The organism is Azospirillum agricola (assembly GCF_017876095.1).
GTDB lineage: Bacteria > Pseudomonadota > Alphaproteobacteria > Azospirillales > Azospirillaceae > Azospirillum > Azospirillum agricola.
The window spans coordinates 1-16,942 of record NZ_JAGINM010000001.1; the positions used below are offsets into that span (position 1 = coordinate 1).

The following is a 16,942-nucleotide window of genomic DNA, read 5'->3' on the forward strand; positions in this document are numbered from 1 at the left end:
TTACTCCCACTCCCGGTGGAGCTTCAGTGAATCATGCTCGCTATAATTTGGGAATCCCATGCGGCCCGAGAGTCAGCTCAGGCGTGAGCCGGTATAAGGGTCCGATCCGGAAATTCGGATTGCCGCTGATCCGGCAGTATCACGCTGTTCGTCAGGCAAGAATGTTATCCATTGCGCCTTGCGCCGACGCTTGAGGAACTCTGACATCAAACGTTTTCAATGTGTTAGCTGCGCCATCTCCGGGGGACTCATCCCCATAAAGTCTTTCCCCTCCCTGACCCTGCTTCTCCTCCGCCACCGTGCTCCACGACGCGCTCCTCTGTCCCAGGGGCGCCCGCAGCACACGGAGACGGACGAATGGACGACAAGACCGGCGGCCTTCCCCCACGCTTTCTGCGCACACCCGAGGCGGCCCGCTTCCTCGGCCTGTCCACCCGGACGATGGAGAAGCACCGCCTCTACGGCACCGGCCCGCGCTACCGCAAGATCGGCGGCCGCGTCGTCTACGCCGTCGAGGACCTGAGGAACTGGGCCGACCAGGGCCTGCGCACGTCCACCTCCGACCCCGGCACCGGCACCGTGCGGCCGGCCCGGCCGGTACGCCGCTGAGGCCGTGTCATGGACGGGGTCTTCCGCGACGGCGACCGCCAGATGCAGCTCGACCTCTTCGTGGCGCTGCCCGGCGACATGGCGGTGCGCGACCAGCAGGACCTGATGGCGCATCCGTTCTTCTCGCTCGCCAAGTCGAAGCGCACCGAGCCCATCGACTACGCCGCGGGCGAAACGCGCATCCGCGTCGAGGGCACCGCCGAGCACGGCCTCGCCACCATCTGGGACGCCGACGTGCTGATCTGGGCGGCCAGCCAGCTCGTCGAGGCGCGCGACGCCAGCCTACGCACCGCGCGCCTGCTCAGCGCCACGCCGCACCAGATCCTCACCTTCACCGGGCGCGGCACCTCGCTGCGCGACTACCAGCGCCTGCGCGCCGCCCTCGACCGGCTCCAGGCGACCACGGTGGTCACCAACCTGCGCCAGCCCGACCGGCGGCGCCGGCACCGCTTCTCCTGGATCAACGAGTGGAAGGAGCGCACCGACGCCGCCGGCCGCCCGCTGGGGCTGGAGCTGATCCTGCCGGACTGGTTCTACCAAGGCGTCCTCGCCGACGCCTTCGTGCTCACCATCGACCGGGACTACTTCGGCCTCACCGGCGGCATCGAGCGCTGGCTGTACCGGCTGGCCCGCAAGCACGCCGGCCGCCAGTCCGAAGGCTGGGCCTTCGACTTCCACCACCTGCACGCCAAGTCGGGCAGCCTCGCCCGCTTCGCCAACTTCGCCATCGACCTGCGCACCATCGCCCGGCGCCAGCGGCTGCCGGGCTACCGGCTGGCCGTCGAGCGCCGGTCCGATGGTGCCGAGCTGCTGCGCTTCGTGCCGCGCGGCACGGCCGAGGCGCTGCTGACCGCCGCCAAAGTTATCCACAGACACGGGGGATAAACCGGTGACACCGCTCGTGCTATCGGGTGTGCAAACGCTCGTGCCATCGGGTGCACGGCACTCGTGCTATCGGGTGCACGGACACCATCCAAGCCCTTGGTCCACAGGGCCGATTCACGCCCTTAACGTATCTAACGTAGACTCTAACGAGTCTTTGTTGTTGGGGCAGCGGAATCATGGGGACGGGCGGTATGCCGTCCGATTCCGGGGAGCGGCGTCATGATCGTGGCGCTGCTCAACCAGAAGGGCGGCGTCGGCAAGACGACGCTCGCCACCCACCTCGCCGCTGAGCTGGCACGGCTGGGCCACCGGGTCCTGCTCATCGACGCCGATCCCCAGGGCTCCGCGCTCGACTGGTCGGTGCAGCGCGACCGCGGGGGGCTGCCCCGGCTGTTCGCGATGACCGGGCTGGCCCGCGAGACGCTGCACCGCGAGGTGCCGGAGCTGGCCCGCGGCTATGAGCACGTTGTCATCGACGGGCCACCGCGCGTCACCGGCCTCGTCCGCTCGGCGCTACTGGCCGCCGACCTCGTGCTCATCCCGGTGCAGCCGAGCCCCTACGACGCCTGGGCGTCGGCGGAGCTGCTGCGCCTGCTGGACGATGCCCGCGGCTGGAAACCCGGCCTGGAGGCGCGCTTTGTCCTCAACCGCTGCATCGCCCGCACGCTGCTGCTGCGCGACGCCCGCCGGGAACTCGCCGGCACGCTGCCGCCGGCTCTGGCGACGACGGTCGGGCAGCGCGTCGTCTTCGCCCGCTGCGCCCGCACCGGCCGGCTGGCGGCCGAGGAGGCGCCCGGATCGCTGGCCGCCCGCGAGATGGTGGCGCTCGCCGCCGAAGTGCTGGGGACGGCGGGATGAGCGGCGGGCGGATCGGCTTCGGGGCGCGTCCCGGCACCCCCGACACCTGGGTGCGCCGCGGCGACGGACCGTCCACTCCCAAGGCGGACCTCTACACCGCGCGGCTCACGGTGGACGTCACGCCCGAGCTGCGCGGGCGGATCAGGATCGCCGCCTTCCGCCGGGGCGTGACCATGGCCGTGCTGCTGCGCGAGCTGCTGGACGGCGCCTTTCCCGAGGAGGGCAGTTCCTCATGATCGTGGCGCTTATGAACCAGGCCCATGGTGCTGGGCGGACGACGCTGGCCGTGCATCTCGCCGGCGAACTGGCGCTTCGGGGCAAGCGGGTGGCGCTGCTCGACACCGACTTGCGCTCTGGCGCCCTGGAGTGGGCCGAATGCCGGAGGCGCAACGACCTGCCGGCGCTGTTCGAGACCATCGGCGTCGCCAGCCCGGACCTGCGCTGCGGCGTCTGGGGCCTGCACGCCCGCTTCGACCACGTGATCATCGACACCCCGGCGGCGTCCACTCCAGCCCTGCGTGCGGCGCTGCTGGCGGCGGACACCGTGCTGGTGCCGACCCATCCCGAACGGGACGCCGTGGGGCGCTGCGCCGCCACCATGCAGTTGGTGGTCGAGGCGCTGGCGGTCGAGCCGGCCATGACAGCGTCGGTGGTCCTGACGCATGCCCCCGCGGGCCTGGCGATCGAGCCGGGCACCGAGATGACCGTCTGCGGCCTGCGTCTGCCCGTGGCCGCCGCGGTGGTGGGCGAACGGATGAGCTTCGCCATGAGCCGGGGCACCGGGCTGCTGGTGCAGGAGATCGACTTCGTCGGGCCAGCCGAGGTCGATGTCCGGCGGCTGGTCGATGAGGTGTTCGGCCGCGCCCCGACGGGGAAAACGGGCTGAGCGGGGCGGGGTCCGGGGCGGTTCCGGGATCGGGCGTAGTGTGGTGTAGAAACGGCGGCAAAGACAGGCGTCCGACGGCTAACGGAAAGAATAGGTTGCGGCTGTTTGGGGAGTAAGAAGGGCCATTCAGCAAGATAAAAGAGCGTCTACACCGCCGTTTCGTCCCGTTCCAGATCAACAACTTATCTGTATTTCGGAAAGATTTGGGAATGCGGGCGCATTCAAAGCGTCGATCCTCTTAACTCATCAGAGAAATTGAGAAAGAGCAGCGCGCAGCTCAACGATGATCATGCCGGACTTGTGTCCGGTGATCGGTGGGGCGGAGCATGGGAAAGCGGTTCGGCCTGTTCGGCGGCATCCTCGACGACGACGGCTTCAAGGCCCGCATGAAGGCGCTGGCCGACCGCGGGCGCCGTCTCGCCCGCGCCTACACCCGCCGGCCGATGCAGCGCGTGCGCGTCAAGGGCGCGCCGCCGCAAGCCGGCCCCTACGCCCGCCCGGTGATGGTCAAGGTGCTCTACCACGACCGCGCCCGCGGCGCATACCCGAACACGGTCTCGGCGCTGGCCAACTACCTCGCCAAGGAGGGGCCGCTGTTCGACCGCGAGCGGCTGGGCATCGACACTGCCGAGATCGTGGACGCCTGGTCGGCCGACCGCCGGGTGTTCCACCTCATCGTCAGCCCGAACGACGGGCACCGCATCGACGACATGGTCTCCTACGGGCGCGACGTCGTTGCCGCCTGGGAGCGCCGGGTCGGCCCGCTGGAGTGGGTGGCCTCGGTCGAGCGCAAGCCCGACATGGCCCACCCGGAGGGCAATCAGCACCTGCACATTATGGTGCGCGGCGTCCAGCACGACCGCGACCTCCACCTCGACCCGGACGTCGTCTCGCGCTGGCTGCGTCATGACGCCGTCGAGGTGACCACCGACCGCCTGGGGTACATGACCGAGCGTGAGCGCCGCGACTTCGAGCGCCAGCTCGTCGAGATGCAGCGCCTGCGCGAGCAGCAGCGCGGCCGCGAGGCCGGTCGCGACGACCTCCATGATCTCGGAGGGCGCGAGCTGTGACCGCTTCCATCCGCCGCGGCGCAACCCTGCTGCTGGTCTGGCTTACCGCCGTCTTCGCCATCACCGAGCTGACCGGCTGGCTGTTCGCTTGGCCGGCCGTCTTCGGCGGGTGGCGCGTCGGCCCGATCGCCCTGTACGGACCCGGCCAGTTCCTTGGCTGGCGCGGGCTGCTGGCCCCCGACCACCGCTGGATCGTCGATGGTGCCACCGTGGTGTCGGGCCTCTGCGCGCTGGCGCTGGGTGCCCGCGTCGTCCTCGACCTGCGTGGGACCCGCCGGCCGGGCTTCGGCACCGGCCGCTGGGCCGACCGCGCTGCCGTGCGCCGCAGTGGTCTGCTGGGCGGGGGACGGCGATGACCGACCGTTCCTCCGTCATCCTCGGCGCCTACGGCCGCGACCTGCTGCACGAGCGCACCATGCAGCCGGTGCTGGTGATCGGCCCGACCGGTTCGGGCAAGACCACCACCACCGTGCACCCGACGCTGCTGGCATCCTGGGACGAGAGCGCGGTGGTCTGGGACTTCAAGGGCTCGGTGACCGAGGACACCAGCCGCGCCCGCACCCGCTTCGGTGACGTCATCGTCCTCGACCTCGCCCGCCGGGGCGGGCCGCGCTACAACCCGCTGATGGCGGTGCGGCCGGAGCCGTACCTCGTCCCCGACTGCCAGCACGCCGCCCGCGTCCTCACCGAGGGCGAGCAGGAGGGGCACTGGCGCAACGCCGCCTTCTCCTACCTCACCGGCGTCTTCGTCTACCTCCTCACCGCCGCGGCCGATTCCGAGAAGTCGCTGGCCGGGGCACGCCGGCACATCCTGCTCGGCGACGACGGGCTGAAGCTGATGCTGGCCGAGGGCGTCCACCCGACCGCCCAGCGCGCCGCCCAGGAGCTGTGGGACAAGAGCCTGGCGCTCGCCGAGGAGCGTGGCACCGGCGAGGGCGAGGGGAAGGGGCGGCCGGGCGGCGGCTCCACCCCGCCCGACAAAAGCCTGCATTACCGCAAGTCGGTCTACGTCACCGCGTCGGTGCTGCTCGCCGAGTTCGAGGACTCCGTCCTGGAGGAGCAGACCGCCGCCAGCGACTTCTCGATTGCCGACCTCGTGGCCGGCGAGCGGCCGGTCACCCTCTACATCGTCGCCCGCCCGCTCGACGCCCGGCGGCTTCGCCGGGTGTTCAAGCTGATCCTGACCCAGATGGTGGACTTCCTCACCATCGACCGCGCGCTCGCCGACGACGGCCGGGCGCGGCGCTGGCGGCTGCTGGTGGTGCTTGACGAGTTCCTGCAATTCCACCTCCGCGAGGCGGCAGAGTGGATCAAGTACGTCCGCGAGTACGGCATCCGCCTGCTGCTGCTGGCCCAGAGCCTGTGGGAGGTCGAGGAGGAGTACGGCCGCGGCCTCACCGCCAACTGCCGGCTGGTGGTTTTCCGCCCCAACTCGTCGGACGAGGCCGAGCGGGTCAGCCGGATGGTTGGCGAGGCCATCGAGGAGGTGCCGACCCGCTCGACCTCCAAGGGGCTGCTCGACCTGTTCCCCACCGTCAGCCGCGGCGTGCGGGTGGACCGCCGGCCGGTGATGCCGATGCACGAGGCACTGGAGATGGGCGGGGACGACCTGATCGTCTTCGGCTACGGCAAGCCGATCCGCGCCACCCGCCTGCACCCCTACGCCGATCCGCGCTGGCGCCCGCTCTACGGCCGCGCCGCGGCGGCCTGGATTCCCAACCCCGACGCCAACCGCTGGTGCGGCGCCACCGGCCCGGCTCCCGACGGCCGCGTGCCCACGGCGCCCGACACGCCCGCAGCCCCCCGGCGTCCCAAACCCCCGAAGGTCTGGACATGACGGACACCCCCGACACCACCGCCACCCGCCCGGTCTCCGCCCGCGTGCCGGCGCTGCTGGCCGATCAGATCGCCCTGGTCCAGGCCCGTCAGGGGCTGCGCACGCTGAGCGACGCGGTGATCCATGTGCTCGACAAGGGGCTGGACGCCATCGCCCACGAGCGGGCGAAGACCGAACGGCTGGAGGCCACCGTCGCCCGCATCGACGACCTGCTGATCACCGTGGTCGCCGTGCTCAACCTCGTGCACGACCTCGACCCGGCGGATGTGGCCGCGACCAAGGCGGCGATCCTGGAACAGCTTGGCCATCCCCGCCGCACGGTGCCCAGCGTGCGCGACGGCTTCCACCCGAAGGAGGCCGGCGCATGACCGAGCTGGTGGTGATCGACGAGCCGGCGCGCCGCGAGATGCTGCTGCTGGCCCTGCGCCGTCTGATGGACGGGTTGTTCGGCGACCTGCTGTCCCGCGAGGACGTCGCCAACGTCCTGGTGCTGCCGCCATTGCGCGGGCAGGGCACCTGCCGGGTGCTGATCAAGAACGGGCCGTCGCCGGAGTTCGTGCGCGACGCCGATCCCGATCAGGTGCGCCGCTTCCTGGCCTACGTCGCCGGCTTCCAGCGCAAGGAGCTGCGCCGCGACCGCCCAACCCTCGACGTCACTCTGCCGGAGACCGGCGAGCGCATCCACGCCGACATCGAGCCGGTCACCACCGGCCCGGCCTGCTCGATCCGCAAGCCCTACCGCGGCCGCATCACGCTGGACGACTGGGTGCGGTCCGGCGCCGCGACAACACTCCAGGCGCGTCTGATCCGCCGCCTGATCGACGGGCGCCGCACGGTGGTGATCGCCGGCGACGTGGACACCGGCAAGACCACGCTGCTGCGCGCCTGCCTGGAGGAACCCGCCTTCCGGGACGGCCTGCCGGCGGTGTTGCAGGACCCCTACGAGTTCGAGCCGCCGTGCCCCTTTGCCTACGCCATGGTCGCCGACCCCTGGGCCGACCCGCCGGTCACGCTGGAGGCGCTGGTCGCCAACGCCCTGCGCGTACCGATGACGCACTTGGTGCTCGGCGAGGTCCGCCGGGCCGAGGCGCGGCAGATGGTGGTCGGCTGGACCACCGGGCATCCGGGGCTGTGCACCGTGCACGCCGGCTCCGCCTGGGACGCGCTCGACCGCATCGCCCAGATGGTCGGGTTGGGCGGCGTCGCCATGGACGCCTTGCAGATGCGCTGGATCGCCAAGGCGGTGCACGCGGTGGTGCACCTCGCCCGCCGCCCGGACGGGCGCCGCTTCGTCAACGAGATCGTCCGGGTCGAGCGCTTCGACCCGGACCGGGGATTCGTCCTCCGCCCGCTGGGGGCGGGGGAACTTGATGGTGGAGGTGAGCATGCAGAGCAACGGTAACGCGCGCTGGGGATTGGCCCTGGCGTTGACGATGGCCGCCCTGAGTGGGTCGGCACGGGCGCAGGTGATCGCCAACCTCGGGGCGGAGCTGCTGTCCTGGCAGGCGGTGTTCGACACCAATTTCGTGCCGATCGCCGTCACCGCCGGCCTGCTGCTGGCGCTGGTGGCGGCGATGTTCTCCCGCATTGCCGGGGTGGTGGTGTTCGTCTTCACCGTGGCCGGTGCCGCCGCCTACGGTGCCCGCGACGCCATCATCGCGCTGGCGGGGGGCTGAGTCGTGGAGACCCCGCTGCTGCCGCCCTCCGTTCCCGACGGCTGGGAGAAGCCGGTGCGTCGCACCTCGGTGCGGCCGACCAAGATGCCGCTCGGCGTGCCCATGGAGCTGCTGGCCATCGCCGTCTGGCTGGCCGCGGAGCTGTGGCTGGCGCTGGGCGCCATCGCACAGGCGGTGGGGGGGTTCCTGCTGGTCTTCCTGACGGCGCGGTACCTGACGCGCCGTGATCCCTGGTGGCTGGAGATCGTCCGCCAGAACGCCTCGGCCTGGCTGCTGCGGGCGCTGCGCACCGGCGGCCGGTCGCTGTCCCTCTCGTCCTACCGCGCCCCGAGGTGAGGCATGCTCGACCTGACCGCCTTCGATGACGGCTTCGATTCCCTGTCGCGGCACCTGCCGTGGGACTGCTTCGTCTGGCCGGGCGTGGTGCTGCTGGAGGAGGACGGCGCGCTGATGGCCGTCGTCGAGTACGGCGGCCGCGACCAGGACGGTCAGGACCCGGCCGAGCGGATGCAGACGGCGCTGGCCGCCGGCAACGTGCTGTTCCCCTTCACCGGCGGCTGGACCTTCCACTTCGAGATGCAGCGACGGGAGGTTGGCGGCTATCCCCGCAGCACGGGCATGCATCCCGTCTCCGAGCTGATCGACCGGGAGCGGCGTGACCGCCTCGATGCCGCCGGCCAGCAACTCCGCACCCGCACCTTCGTGGCGATCACCTACACGCCGTCGCGGCCCACCACGCGCACGGTGGCCTCCTGGTTCACCCGCAACCCGCCCGAGCGCGCCAAGCCGGACGTGATGCGCGACCACGTCGAGCCGTTCCGCCAACTGGTGCTCCAGTTCGCGTCCCTGCTCGGCCGGGCGGTGGGGTGGGCGCACATGCTGGACGACGACGGCGTGCAGACCCTGCTGCACAACTGCGTCTCGCCGCTGTGCCAGCGCCACGTCACCGCCCCCGACCTTCCGGGCTTCCCGATCAAGGCCAACCTCGTGGACCTCGGCTTCAAGCCCGGCTCGTTCCCGGCCTGGAGCAACGGCGGGGCCGAATGGCCGGTCCGGATGATCGGCATCGGCGGCTACCCCAAGGTCAGCCACCCCGGTCTGCTCAACCTGCTGGACAAGCTGCCGTTCGAATTCCGCTGGTCGGTGCGCTTCGAGGCCATGGACCACGTCCAGGCCCGCGGCGTCTTCGCGGCGCTGTGGCGCAAGCACGACGACACCTCCTACGACTGGCGCTCGGTGCTGCTGCGCGCCGTCGGCGGCTACGCCGCCCTGCGCCACGATCCGGTCGGCGTCATGGAGGCGCTGGAGGCGGAGGCCGCCCGGCTGGAGGCCGAGCAGGCCGGCACCAGCTCCGGCTGGATGACGCCGACCGCCGTGCTGTGGGGCCGTTCGGTCGAGGAGGTGGAGGAACGTCGTGACGACTTGGTCAAGGCGCTGCGCACGCTGGGCTTCACCGTCATCGAGGAGACCTGGGGCGCCGAGCGGGCGTGGTACGGCACGCTGCCCGGCCACGTCCGCCCGAACCCGCGCAAGGTGCCGCTGACCCAGGTCCAGCTCGCCGACTTCCTCATCCTCTCCTCGGCCTGGGGCGGGCCGGAGCGCAACCCGCACCTCAAATGCGATCCGCTGATGCAGCTGGAGGCCGAGGGCGGCACGCCGCTGATGCTCGACATCCACCAGGGGCAGGACGGGGCGGCGCTGGTGATCGGCCCGCCGCGCACCGGCAAGTCCACCGTGCTGGCCTTCATGGGCCACCAGTTCCTCGCCCGCGTCCCAAATGGACGCGTGGTGTGGATCGACGTCGACGCCACCGAGAGCACGTCGCTGGTGGCGACCTGGACGGCCGGCGGCGAGTTCCTGTCCATGGGCTCCGGCGACGGCGCTCTCGGTGACCTCGCCTTGCAGCCGCTGGCCGACGTGGACACCGCCAACGGCTTCGCCTGGGGCCATGGCTTCATCATGGACCTGCTGCGCCTTCAGGGCGTGCTGGCACCGGGCAACCTTTCGGCCGCCGAGGCCGGCGACGCGGTGGACGCCGCCCTGCACCTGCTGGCGGTCTCGCCGCCGGCTGAACGCACGCTGTCGCACCTCGCCCATCTGGTGCAGGACAACATCGTCCGCATCGCGCTGGAGCCGTACTGCCGCGGCGGCCCCTACGGCGACCTCGTCGATGCCGCCGAGGACCGTTTCCTCGGCTCCGCCTGGACCACGGTGGACATCGGCGCGCTGATCGACCGCGGCCCCGGTGCGGCGCCGGTGATCAAGGCGCTGTTCCGCCGCTTCTACCGCCTGTTCGAGGATGGCCGGCCGACCCTGTTCCTGGTCGACGAGGCGTTCAAGGCGCTCAAGCACCAGCCGGCCGAACTGGACGAACTGCGCCGGCGCGGGCCGAAGAAGAACGTCGCTCTGGTGCTGGCCACCCACCAGCTCGACGACATCGAGGGCTCGGCCATCGCGGCGATGCTGAAGACCATCCAGGTCCTGGTGCTGCTCGCCGATCCCAACGCCGCCAAGCGCTCCATCTTGCGCGACTGGGGGCTGAACGCCACCCAGGCCGGGCAGGTCGCCCGCGCCATGCCGCGCCGCGACCTCTTCTTCAAGACCCCCGAGGGCAGCCGGCTCGGCCAGCTCACCCTCGATCCGGCAGCACTTGCCGTCTGCGGCTGCGGCGGGGCGGCCCACAAGCGCCGGGCCTTCGAACTAAGGACCGACGTCGGGCCGCAGCGCTTCGCCGCGGAATGGCTGCGCCGCAGCGGCTTGGCCGAGGCCGCCGACACCCTGGAGACCACCCATGAAGGAGACTCCCCATGAGGACCCGCACCCTGCGCGCCGCCACCGCGGCGCTCGCCCTCACGGTCGGCCTGACCGCCGGCCCGCCTCCGGCCCACGCTTTCCTGGGCGGGCTGCTCAACAGCTTCTTCGGCGGTGGCGGCGGAGGCGGCTGCTTCTCCGAGGAGGGCGACGGGCTGTTCGGCACAGCGCTGTCCGTCGTCGCCGGCTATGTCACCGGCGGAGCCGCCGGCGCCGTCATGGGGGCCGCATCCGGCATGACGGGGAGCGGCGGCTCCCAGGCGCCCGGCTGCCCGATCGTGGAGAGCCGGCCGCGCATCGTCGAGGAGATGGTGCAGCGCCAGGAGGTCGAGATCATCGCCCAGACCGCGCACATGCTGACCCAGATCGACAACATGATCCGCATGCGCCGGCTGTCCGACCTCGACACGCGGGTCGAAGTGGCCGTCCGGCTCGGCGACGCTCGCCGTGCCGCCGGCTTGGTGGACCGGGTGCTGTGGAGCCTGGACGGCGTCGGACAGCAGTTCGCCGACCTCTACCCCGATACGCTGCCCGAGGGGATGAGCGCCGGGGCGCTGGCGGAGCACCAAGCCGAGCAGGCGCGGCTGGCGCGCGACGCCAGCCGGGCGAGCAAGCTGGTCTCGGCCGACGTCATGACCGGGATCGAGGATTACCCGGCGCGCGCCCGGGCGCTCATGGCGGCGCTGAAGGCGTGCGACGGCCAGACCTGCGCCATCGACGCCGGCACCCAGGCGACGCTGCTGAACGCCGAGGTCGCCGGCCAGCTGCTGATGATGCAGGCGGCGCACCACCGGGCGGCGGAAGCCCAGCTCGACTACGAGCAGGCCGCCGTCGAACGCGCCCGCCAGCACACGCGCATCAACTGGCAGGGCCTCGATACCTACGGCGCACCGGGGAGCTGAATCGTGGGCATCCGGCACATTCTCCTCGCCCTCGGCGCCATGCTGGTCGTCAGCATCATCGGTGCCATCATCCTGGTGCTGTACGTCCGGTCCGACGACGGGGCGTCCGCCCTGGAGCGGCTGGAGCGCAGCAACCCGGCCTGGGAGGGCATCGGCCGGTATGAGCGGCCGGTGCCGGCCCGCCCCGTGCGGGAGTGACCGGCCATGGACGTCAGCGCCCTCTCCGTCGTCCTGCACCAGCTCACCGCCGCCGTGGTCACCGGCCTTGGCCTGCTCGGGCCGGACGTGCGGACGGCCCTGCGCCTGCTGATGATGCTGTCCTACACCCTGGCCCTGCTGCTCTGGCTGTTCGAGGGCAAGGCGGCGGTGCACGGCCCCTTCCTGCGCATGCTGCTGAAGTTCGCCGCCATCGGCGCCCTGGTCGAATGGTTCCCCGCCGGCTCGGCCGCGCTGATGCAGGCCGCCGCCCAGCAGGGATTGAACCTCGTGCCCGGCGGCGGCTTCGCCCTCGACGACCCCGGCTACATCGCCCACCTCGGCATCCAGGCGGTGATCCCGCTGATGCAGCGCGTCAAGGAGATGCTGGGGCCGGTCGATTTCTTCCTGAACTTCGTCGAGATTGTCATCTTCCTGCTGGCCGCGCTGGTGGTGATCGTCAGCTTCTGCATCCTGGCCATCCAGGTGTTCCTCGCCTTCCTGGAATACCGGCTGCTGTCGCTCGCCGCCTACCTCGCCATTCCCTTCGCCGTGCTCGGCCCCACCAGCTTCGTCGCCGAGCGCGCCATCGGCTACATCGCGGCCACCGCGCTCAAGCTGCTGGTGCTCGGCTGCGTCATCGCCATGTGCAGCGCCACGCTGCTGGCGCTGACCTTCACCGGCACGCCGACGCTGGCCCAGGCCTTCGGGGTGGCGGTGCTGGCGGCCGCCATCTTCGTGCTGGCCATCAAGGCGCCGCGCGCCGCCGCCGGCCTGGTCAACGGCGGCCCGGTGATGGACGGCATGACGGCGCTGGCAGCACTCTGGACGGCTGGCTGGCTCGGCATGCGCACCATGGCCGGAGCGGCGGCGGCCACCACCGGGGCGCCCGGCAGCCTCGCCGTCGGTGCGTCGGCGCTGTGGAGCGGCCTGCGTCATGTGACGACTGGTGCAACCGCGTCCGTCGGCAGCACCGGCGGGACCGGGGGCGGCGCTGGTGGCGGGACCGGCGGTAATTCCGCCGGGCGCCGTTACCCGGCCGGCCACTTTGGTGGTTCCCGGGCCTCGGCGCCGCGCGGCAGCGGCTGGGACAAACCGATGACCGACGCCCAGCGCGGCGAACTCGACCGCCTCGCCGCCGGCCGCACCGTCGATCCCACTCTCACCCGCGGGCAGGCCAGCCGGCTCATCGAACGCTGGGGCGGCGAAGAGTCGTGGCTGCGCCGCTCCGCCTCCAACGCCACCGAACGGCCGCAGGACCCGCCGGGCAGGACGCCCGAAACGGATCGCCGCGCCGACGACAAGGAGACCGACCCGTCATGAAGGAGCGCGTCGTCAACGTCTACGACCCGCCGCCGCTGGCCGTGTCCGACAGTGCGAAGTACCTCGCCGCCATGACCTACCGCGCCAGCCGCGAGGCCAAGGCGCTGCGGCTGAAGCGCTGGACCTTCGCCCTGGCCGTGCTCGGCCTGTCCTGGGGCTCGCTGATGACCTGGGACAACCTGCGCATCGCCGGCAAGCTGGTGGAGATCGCCAAGTACAAGCCGGTCTACCGCGTTGAGCAGGCGATGGACGGCCACCAGCGCCTCGTGCTGCTCGACAACACCATCACCGTGACCAAGGGTGCGCGGATCAACGCCGTCCAGTGGTTCGTCCGCTGGCAGCGCCAGATCGGCACTGACCCGGTGATGCTCGCCAGGGACCGCGCCGCCGCCCGCGCCCGGCTGACCGGCGGGGCCGAGCGCAAGTGGGACGCCCTGATCGCATCCGATCTTGCCCCGGCCGAGGGCTGGACCCGCGATGTCGCCGACGTCCGTGTCCAGGAGCGCGAGGCCGACCCGAAGACCGGCGCTACCGCCTTCTACGTCGTCTGGACCGAGACGGTGTACCGGGACTTCAAGCCGCGCTCGAAGACTCTGATGAGCGCCGCCGTGGTCACCGTGGACGGCCCGTCGCGTGAGGGCGCGCTCGACGGCGTGTCGATCTCCGGCTTCTCCGAGCCCAGCGGCACGCCGCTGAAGGCCGAGACGAAGGAGCCGCCCAAAGCCCACCCCATCCCCCAATCCGAGACGATGGAGCCCCAGCCATGAGACTCCCGATTTCCCTGCTGGCGTTGCCACTGCTCGCCGCCTGCGCCACCGAGCCGCCCTCGGCGCCAGCCGCCGGTCCCGCCACCCCGCAGCGCCCCTACACCCTGGCCGACCTGCACATTCCGCCGACGGCGATGGAGCGGGAGCCGAAGGAGAAGGCGGGGCCGCGACCGTCGCGGGCGCAGACCCGCAGTTGGGTCGGGCAGGCCAACGAGGCCGCCCTCGATCTGCCGACACTCACCTGCTTCAAGGGCAAGAGCTGCGAATACTGGTACCAGCCCGACCTGCAATACCTCGTCTACATGGCGGAAGGGAACCAGACGCTGGTCTGCTTGAAGCCCGGCGAGGTGGTGCGCGACATCGTGGCACCCGGCGCCCAGGTGTGGATTCCCCACCAGCCCTACAGCTTCGGCAAGGGTGCCCAGCGCACCGAATGCATCGCCTTCATGCCGCGCCGGGCCGGCCTTAACCAGCAGATCTCCCTTTTCACCAGCGAGCGCAAGTACGACCTCAACGTCGAGACCCACACGCGCACCCACCACGTCGAGGTGCGCTGGCGCTATCCCGAGGACTATCTCGCCACCCTGAACGGTCAGGCGGCCGTCATCCCGGCCGCCGTCGGAGGCGACCGGCGGGACCGCACCACCGAGCTGGCCACCCGCGACCGCCGCTGCACCTACACGCTCGACGGCGACACGCCGGAGTGGCGGCCGGTGCCGACCCCCGACGGCCAGCCGCCGGTGTGCGACGACGGCGAGGTGACGATCATCAACTTCACCCCCGGCGTGCTCGGCGCTTACGGGGCGCCGATCCTCTGGCGCGTCGGCGCCGACGGCACCCGCATCCCCGTCCAGTACGGCCGGATGAACGCCACCTACCGCGTCGCCGGCATCCACGACCACCTGCTGCTGGCGATCGGCGCCCAGGAGGTGCACATCCGGAGGACCCGCCCGTGACCGCGACCAACGACACCCCGCCGCTGCCGCCCGATCCTCTGGCCCGCCACCGGGTGGTGACCTCCGGTCCGCACGTCGTCCGCATCCTGCTGGTGGCGGCCGTCGTGATCGGGCTCGGCCTGGCCGCCTACATGCTGGGCCGCAGCCAGGGAGCAGGGGGGCTGCCCAAGCTGCCGATTGCCCTCGGCCCGACGCAGCCGGAACCGCGGCTGCCCAGCTACGAGGACATGGCGCCCAAACCAGCGCCGGCACCGGCACCCCGCATCGAAAAGAAGGAACCGCCCCCTCCACCGCCTCGGCCGCAAGCCAAGACTGTCCCGAAGGAGGACGAGCTGCGCAAGAAGGCGATGGAGGCCGGCGTCGGCGGCTGGAGCCGCAAGGAGGAGGGCACAGCCGTCGCCTCCGCCCAGGCCGGGGCGTCGGACTTCGCCGCCGCCGGGTCCGACTGCCTCGTGCCGCCGGGCACGCCGATCCCCCTGCTGACGGTGAACCGGGTGGTGACCGAGCGCGGCGGCATCGTCACCGCGCGGGTAACGCAGGACGTCTGGGACGCCGGCTTCTCCTGTCTGGCGGTGCCGGCCGGCTCGGTGGTGACGCTGGACGTGGGCAGCGGCGTCAGCAAGGGGCAGAAGCGCATCGAGGTGGCCAACCCGGTGATCACCCGGCCCTGGCCGCGCAACGACACGGTGCGTGTCGCTGCCATCGGAGCGGACATCACCGGTGCGGCCGGGCTGGCCGGGTCGGTGCAGGTGCCGTGGCTCCAGACCGGGCTGCTGATCGCCGCCAGCACGGCGGTGGACGTGGCGGCGGCGGCGCTGACCGGCGGCGGCAGCCTGATCGGCGGCATCCTCGGGCACAGCATCGACCGCCCGCTCGACAAAGCCGCCAAGGATCTGCTCGACCGGGCGCCCGTCATCACCCTAGATGCCGGGGAGCCGGTGCTGCTGCTGTTGCGCGGTGGGCTGCGGGCCGACGATTTCGGCCGTGACGACTGACCTTGGCGCAATCCGCACGACCGGGTGCCGGCCCAGCCCGATCGTTGTCGTCGCCCTGCTTCCGTGAATTCAGGGCCAGCGTCAAGGTGGTGAAGGGATCGTTCAGCGGGCCTCGTACCAGCCACGGGTCGCGGTGACGATCCTGACCACGGACAACATCACCGGCACCTCCACCAGCACGCCGACGACGGTGGCCAGGGCGGCGCCCGAGTGCAGGCCGAACAGGCTGATCGCAGCCGCCACCGCCAGCTCGAAGAAGTTCGAGGCACCGATCAGCGCCGATGGCGCCGCCACGCACCACGCAACCCCGAAGCGGCGCGAGAGCCAGTAGGCCAGCCCGGCGTTCAGGTAAACCTGGATCAGGATCGGCACGGCCAGAAGCAGGATGACCAGGGGCTGGGCCAGCACCTGTTCGCCCTGGAAACCGAACAGCAGCACCAGCGTGGCGAGCAGCGCCACCAGGGACACCGGATGAAGGCGGTCGAGCACCCGCTTCAGCGCCGTCTCGCCGCCGCCGGCCAGCAGGCTGCGCCGCCATGCCTGGGCCGCGATGACCGGGACGACGATGTAGAGCACCACCGACAGCAGGAGGGTGTTCCAGGGCACGGTGATCGACGCCACGCCCAGCAGCAGCCCGACGATGGGGGCGAAGGCGACCACCATGATCAGGTCGTTCAGGGCAACCTGGCTTAGCGTGTAGTGCGGCTCGCCGCCGCAAAGGTTCGACCAGACGAACACCATGGCGGTGCACGGGGCGGCGGCCAGCAGGATCAGCCCGGCGATGTAGCTGTCGATCTGGTCGGCGGGCAGCAGGCCGCGGAACAGGGTGGCGACGAACAGCCACCCCAGCAGCGCCATGGAGAACGGCTTGACCGCCCAGTTGATGAACAGCGTGACGCCGATGCCCCGCCAGTGTTCACGGACCTGCCCGAGGGCGCCGAAGTCGATCTTCAGCAGCATCGGCACGATCATCAGCCAGATCAGCACCGCCACCGGCAGGTTGACCTGGGCGATCTCGGTGGCGGCGACGACGGAAAAGGCACCGGGCAGCGCGTGCCCCAGCGCGACGCCGGCGGCGATGCACAGCGCCACCCAGACGCTCAGGTAACGTTCGAAGGTCCCCATCGTGGGGCGGGCCGCCGGAGTGGCGTGGACGTCGGCTGTCATGTCGG

At 71.3% G+C, this 16,942-nt stretch carries 20 protein-coding genes; 19 read left to right on the forward strand and 1 reads right to left on the reverse strand.

Annotated elements, in window-relative coordinates; all coding sequences use genetic code 11:
• Positions 1 to 357: 357 nt before the first annotated feature.
• From J2847_RS00005 to J2847_RS00095, 19 genes are all read left to right on the forward strand, one after another.
• Entirely contained in the window at positions 358 to 609 is a 252-nt protein-coding gene (locus J2847_RS00005; protein WP_209776099.1) for a helix-turn-helix transcriptional regulator, read from the forward strand.
• A 9-nt stretch (positions 610 to 618) separates the two neighbouring features.
• Positions 619 to 1,494 carry a replication initiator protein A gene (locus tag J2847_RS00010; protein WP_209776100.1) on the forward strand — a complete coding sequence of 292 codons (876 nt, stop codon included), beginning with the start codon at positions 619 to 621 and terminating at the stop codon, positions 1,492 to 1,494.
• Between the two features lie 219 nt (positions 1,495 to 1,713).
• Positions 1,714 to 2,352, forward strand: coding sequence for a ParA family partition ATPase (gene parA / locus J2847_RS00015; protein ID WP_209776102.1), 639 nt, complete (start codon positions 1,714 to 1,716; stop codon positions 2,350 to 2,352).
• Positions 2,349 to 2,588: a chromosome partitioning protein ParB gene (locus J2847_RS00020; protein WP_209776103.1), complete on the forward strand. Its 240-nt coding sequence runs from the start codon at positions 2,349 to 2,351 to the stop codon at positions 2,586 to 2,588. The genes parA and J2847_RS00020 overlap by 4 nt, the downstream gene beginning before the upstream one ends.
• Positions 2,585 to 3,238, forward strand: a complete 654-nt coding sequence (locus J2847_RS00025; RefSeq protein ID WP_209776105.1) for a division plane positioning ATPase MipZ — start codon at positions 2,585 to 2,587, stop codon at positions 3,236 to 3,238. The genes J2847_RS00020 and J2847_RS00025 overlap by 4 nt, the downstream gene beginning before the upstream one ends.
• A gap of 326 nt (positions 3,239 to 3,564) precedes the next feature.
• On the forward strand, positions 3,565 to 4,308 hold the full coding sequence (locus J2847_RS00030) for a hypothetical protein (RefSeq protein WP_209776106.1): 744 nt from the start codon (positions 3,565 to 3,567) through the stop codon (positions 4,306 to 4,308).
• Complete coding sequence (locus J2847_RS00035; RefSeq protein WP_209776108.1) at positions 4,305 to 4,664, forward strand: hypothetical protein; 360 nt, start codon at positions 4,305 to 4,307, stop codon at positions 4,662 to 4,664. The genes J2847_RS00030 and J2847_RS00035 overlap by 4 nt, the downstream gene beginning before the upstream one ends.
• The gene (locus tag J2847_RS00040; protein WP_209776109.1) at positions 4,661 to 6,145 is read left to right on the forward strand and encodes a type IV secretory system conjugative DNA transfer family protein; all 1,485 of its coding nucleotides are present in this window, start codon (positions 4,661 to 4,663) and stop codon (positions 6,143 to 6,145) included. The genes J2847_RS00035 and J2847_RS00040 overlap by 4 nt, the downstream gene beginning before the upstream one ends.
• Complete coding sequence (locus tag J2847_RS00045) at positions 6,142 to 6,513, forward strand: translin family protein (protein WP_209776111.1); 372 nt, start codon at positions 6,142 to 6,144, stop codon at positions 6,511 to 6,513. The genes J2847_RS00040 and J2847_RS00045 overlap by 4 nt, the downstream gene beginning before the upstream one ends.
• Positions 6,510 to 7,547, forward strand: a complete 1,038-nt coding sequence (locus J2847_RS00050; protein WP_209776113.1) for a CpaF/VirB11 family protein — start codon at positions 6,510 to 6,512, stop codon at positions 7,545 to 7,547. The genes J2847_RS00045 and J2847_RS00050 overlap by 4 nt, the downstream gene beginning before the upstream one ends.
• Positions 7,531 to 7,821 carry a hypothetical protein gene (locus tag J2847_RS00055; RefSeq protein WP_209776114.1) on the forward strand — a complete coding sequence of 97 codons (291 nt, stop codon included), beginning with the start codon at positions 7,531 to 7,533 and terminating at the stop codon, positions 7,819 to 7,821. Before J2847_RS00050 ends, J2847_RS00055 begins: the two co-directional genes overlap by 17 nt.
• A 3-nt stretch (positions 7,822 to 7,824) precedes the next feature.
• On the forward strand, positions 7,825 to 8,157 hold the full coding sequence (locus J2847_RS00060; RefSeq protein WP_209776116.1) for a VirB3 family type IV secretion system protein: 333 nt from the start codon (positions 7,825 to 7,827) through the stop codon (positions 8,155 to 8,157).
• Positions 8,158 to 8,160: 3 nt separating this feature from the next.
• On the forward strand, positions 8,161 to 10,632 hold the full coding sequence (locus tag J2847_RS00065) for a conjugal transfer protein TrbE (protein WP_209776117.1): 2,472 nt from the start codon (positions 8,161 to 8,163) through the stop codon (positions 10,630 to 10,632).
• Positions 10,629 to 11,534, forward strand: a complete 906-nt coding sequence (locus tag J2847_RS00070; RefSeq protein WP_209776119.1) for a hypothetical protein — start codon at positions 10,629 to 10,631, stop codon at positions 11,532 to 11,534. The genes J2847_RS00065 and J2847_RS00070 overlap by 4 nt, the downstream gene beginning before the upstream one ends.
• A gap of 3 nt (positions 11,535 to 11,537) precedes the next feature.
• Positions 11,538 to 11,732, forward strand: coding sequence for a hypothetical protein (locus tag J2847_RS00075; RefSeq protein WP_209776120.1), 195 nt, complete (start codon positions 11,538 to 11,540; stop codon positions 11,730 to 11,732).
• Between the two features lie 6 nt (positions 11,733 to 11,738).
• Positions 11,739 to 13,052 (forward strand): type IV secretion system protein, encoded by a 1,314-nt coding sequence (locus tag J2847_RS00080; RefSeq protein ID WP_209776122.1) that lies wholly within the window; start codon positions 11,739 to 11,741, stop codon positions 13,050 to 13,052.
• Positions 13,049 to 13,819 (forward strand): hypothetical protein, encoded by a 771-nt coding sequence (locus tag J2847_RS00085; RefSeq protein WP_209776123.1) that lies wholly within the window; start codon positions 13,049 to 13,051, stop codon positions 13,817 to 13,819. Before J2847_RS00080 ends, J2847_RS00085 begins: the two co-directional genes overlap by 4 nt.
• On the forward strand, positions 13,816 to 14,775 hold the full coding sequence (locus J2847_RS00090; protein ID WP_209776125.1) for a TrbG/VirB9 family P-type conjugative transfer protein: 960 nt from the start codon (positions 13,816 to 13,818) through the stop codon (positions 14,773 to 14,775). Before J2847_RS00085 ends, J2847_RS00090 begins: the two co-directional genes overlap by 4 nt.
• The gene (locus J2847_RS00095) at positions 14,772 to 15,770 is read left to right on the forward strand and encodes a TrbI/VirB10 family protein (RefSeq protein ID WP_209776126.1); all 999 of its coding nucleotides are present in this window, start codon (positions 14,772 to 14,774) and stop codon (positions 15,768 to 15,770) included. The genes J2847_RS00090 and J2847_RS00095 overlap by 4 nt, the downstream gene beginning before the upstream one ends.
• 102 nt (positions 15,771 to 15,872) lie before the next feature.
• Here J2847_RS00095 and arsB read toward each other — a convergent pair whose 3' ends face one another.
• On the reverse strand, positions 15,873 to 16,895 hold the full coding sequence (gene arsB, locus J2847_RS00100) for an ACR3 family arsenite efflux transporter (RefSeq protein WP_209776689.1): 1,023 nt from the start codon (positions 16,893 to 16,895) through the stop codon (positions 15,873 to 15,875).
• Positions 16,896 to 16,942: the final 47 nt, after the last annotated feature.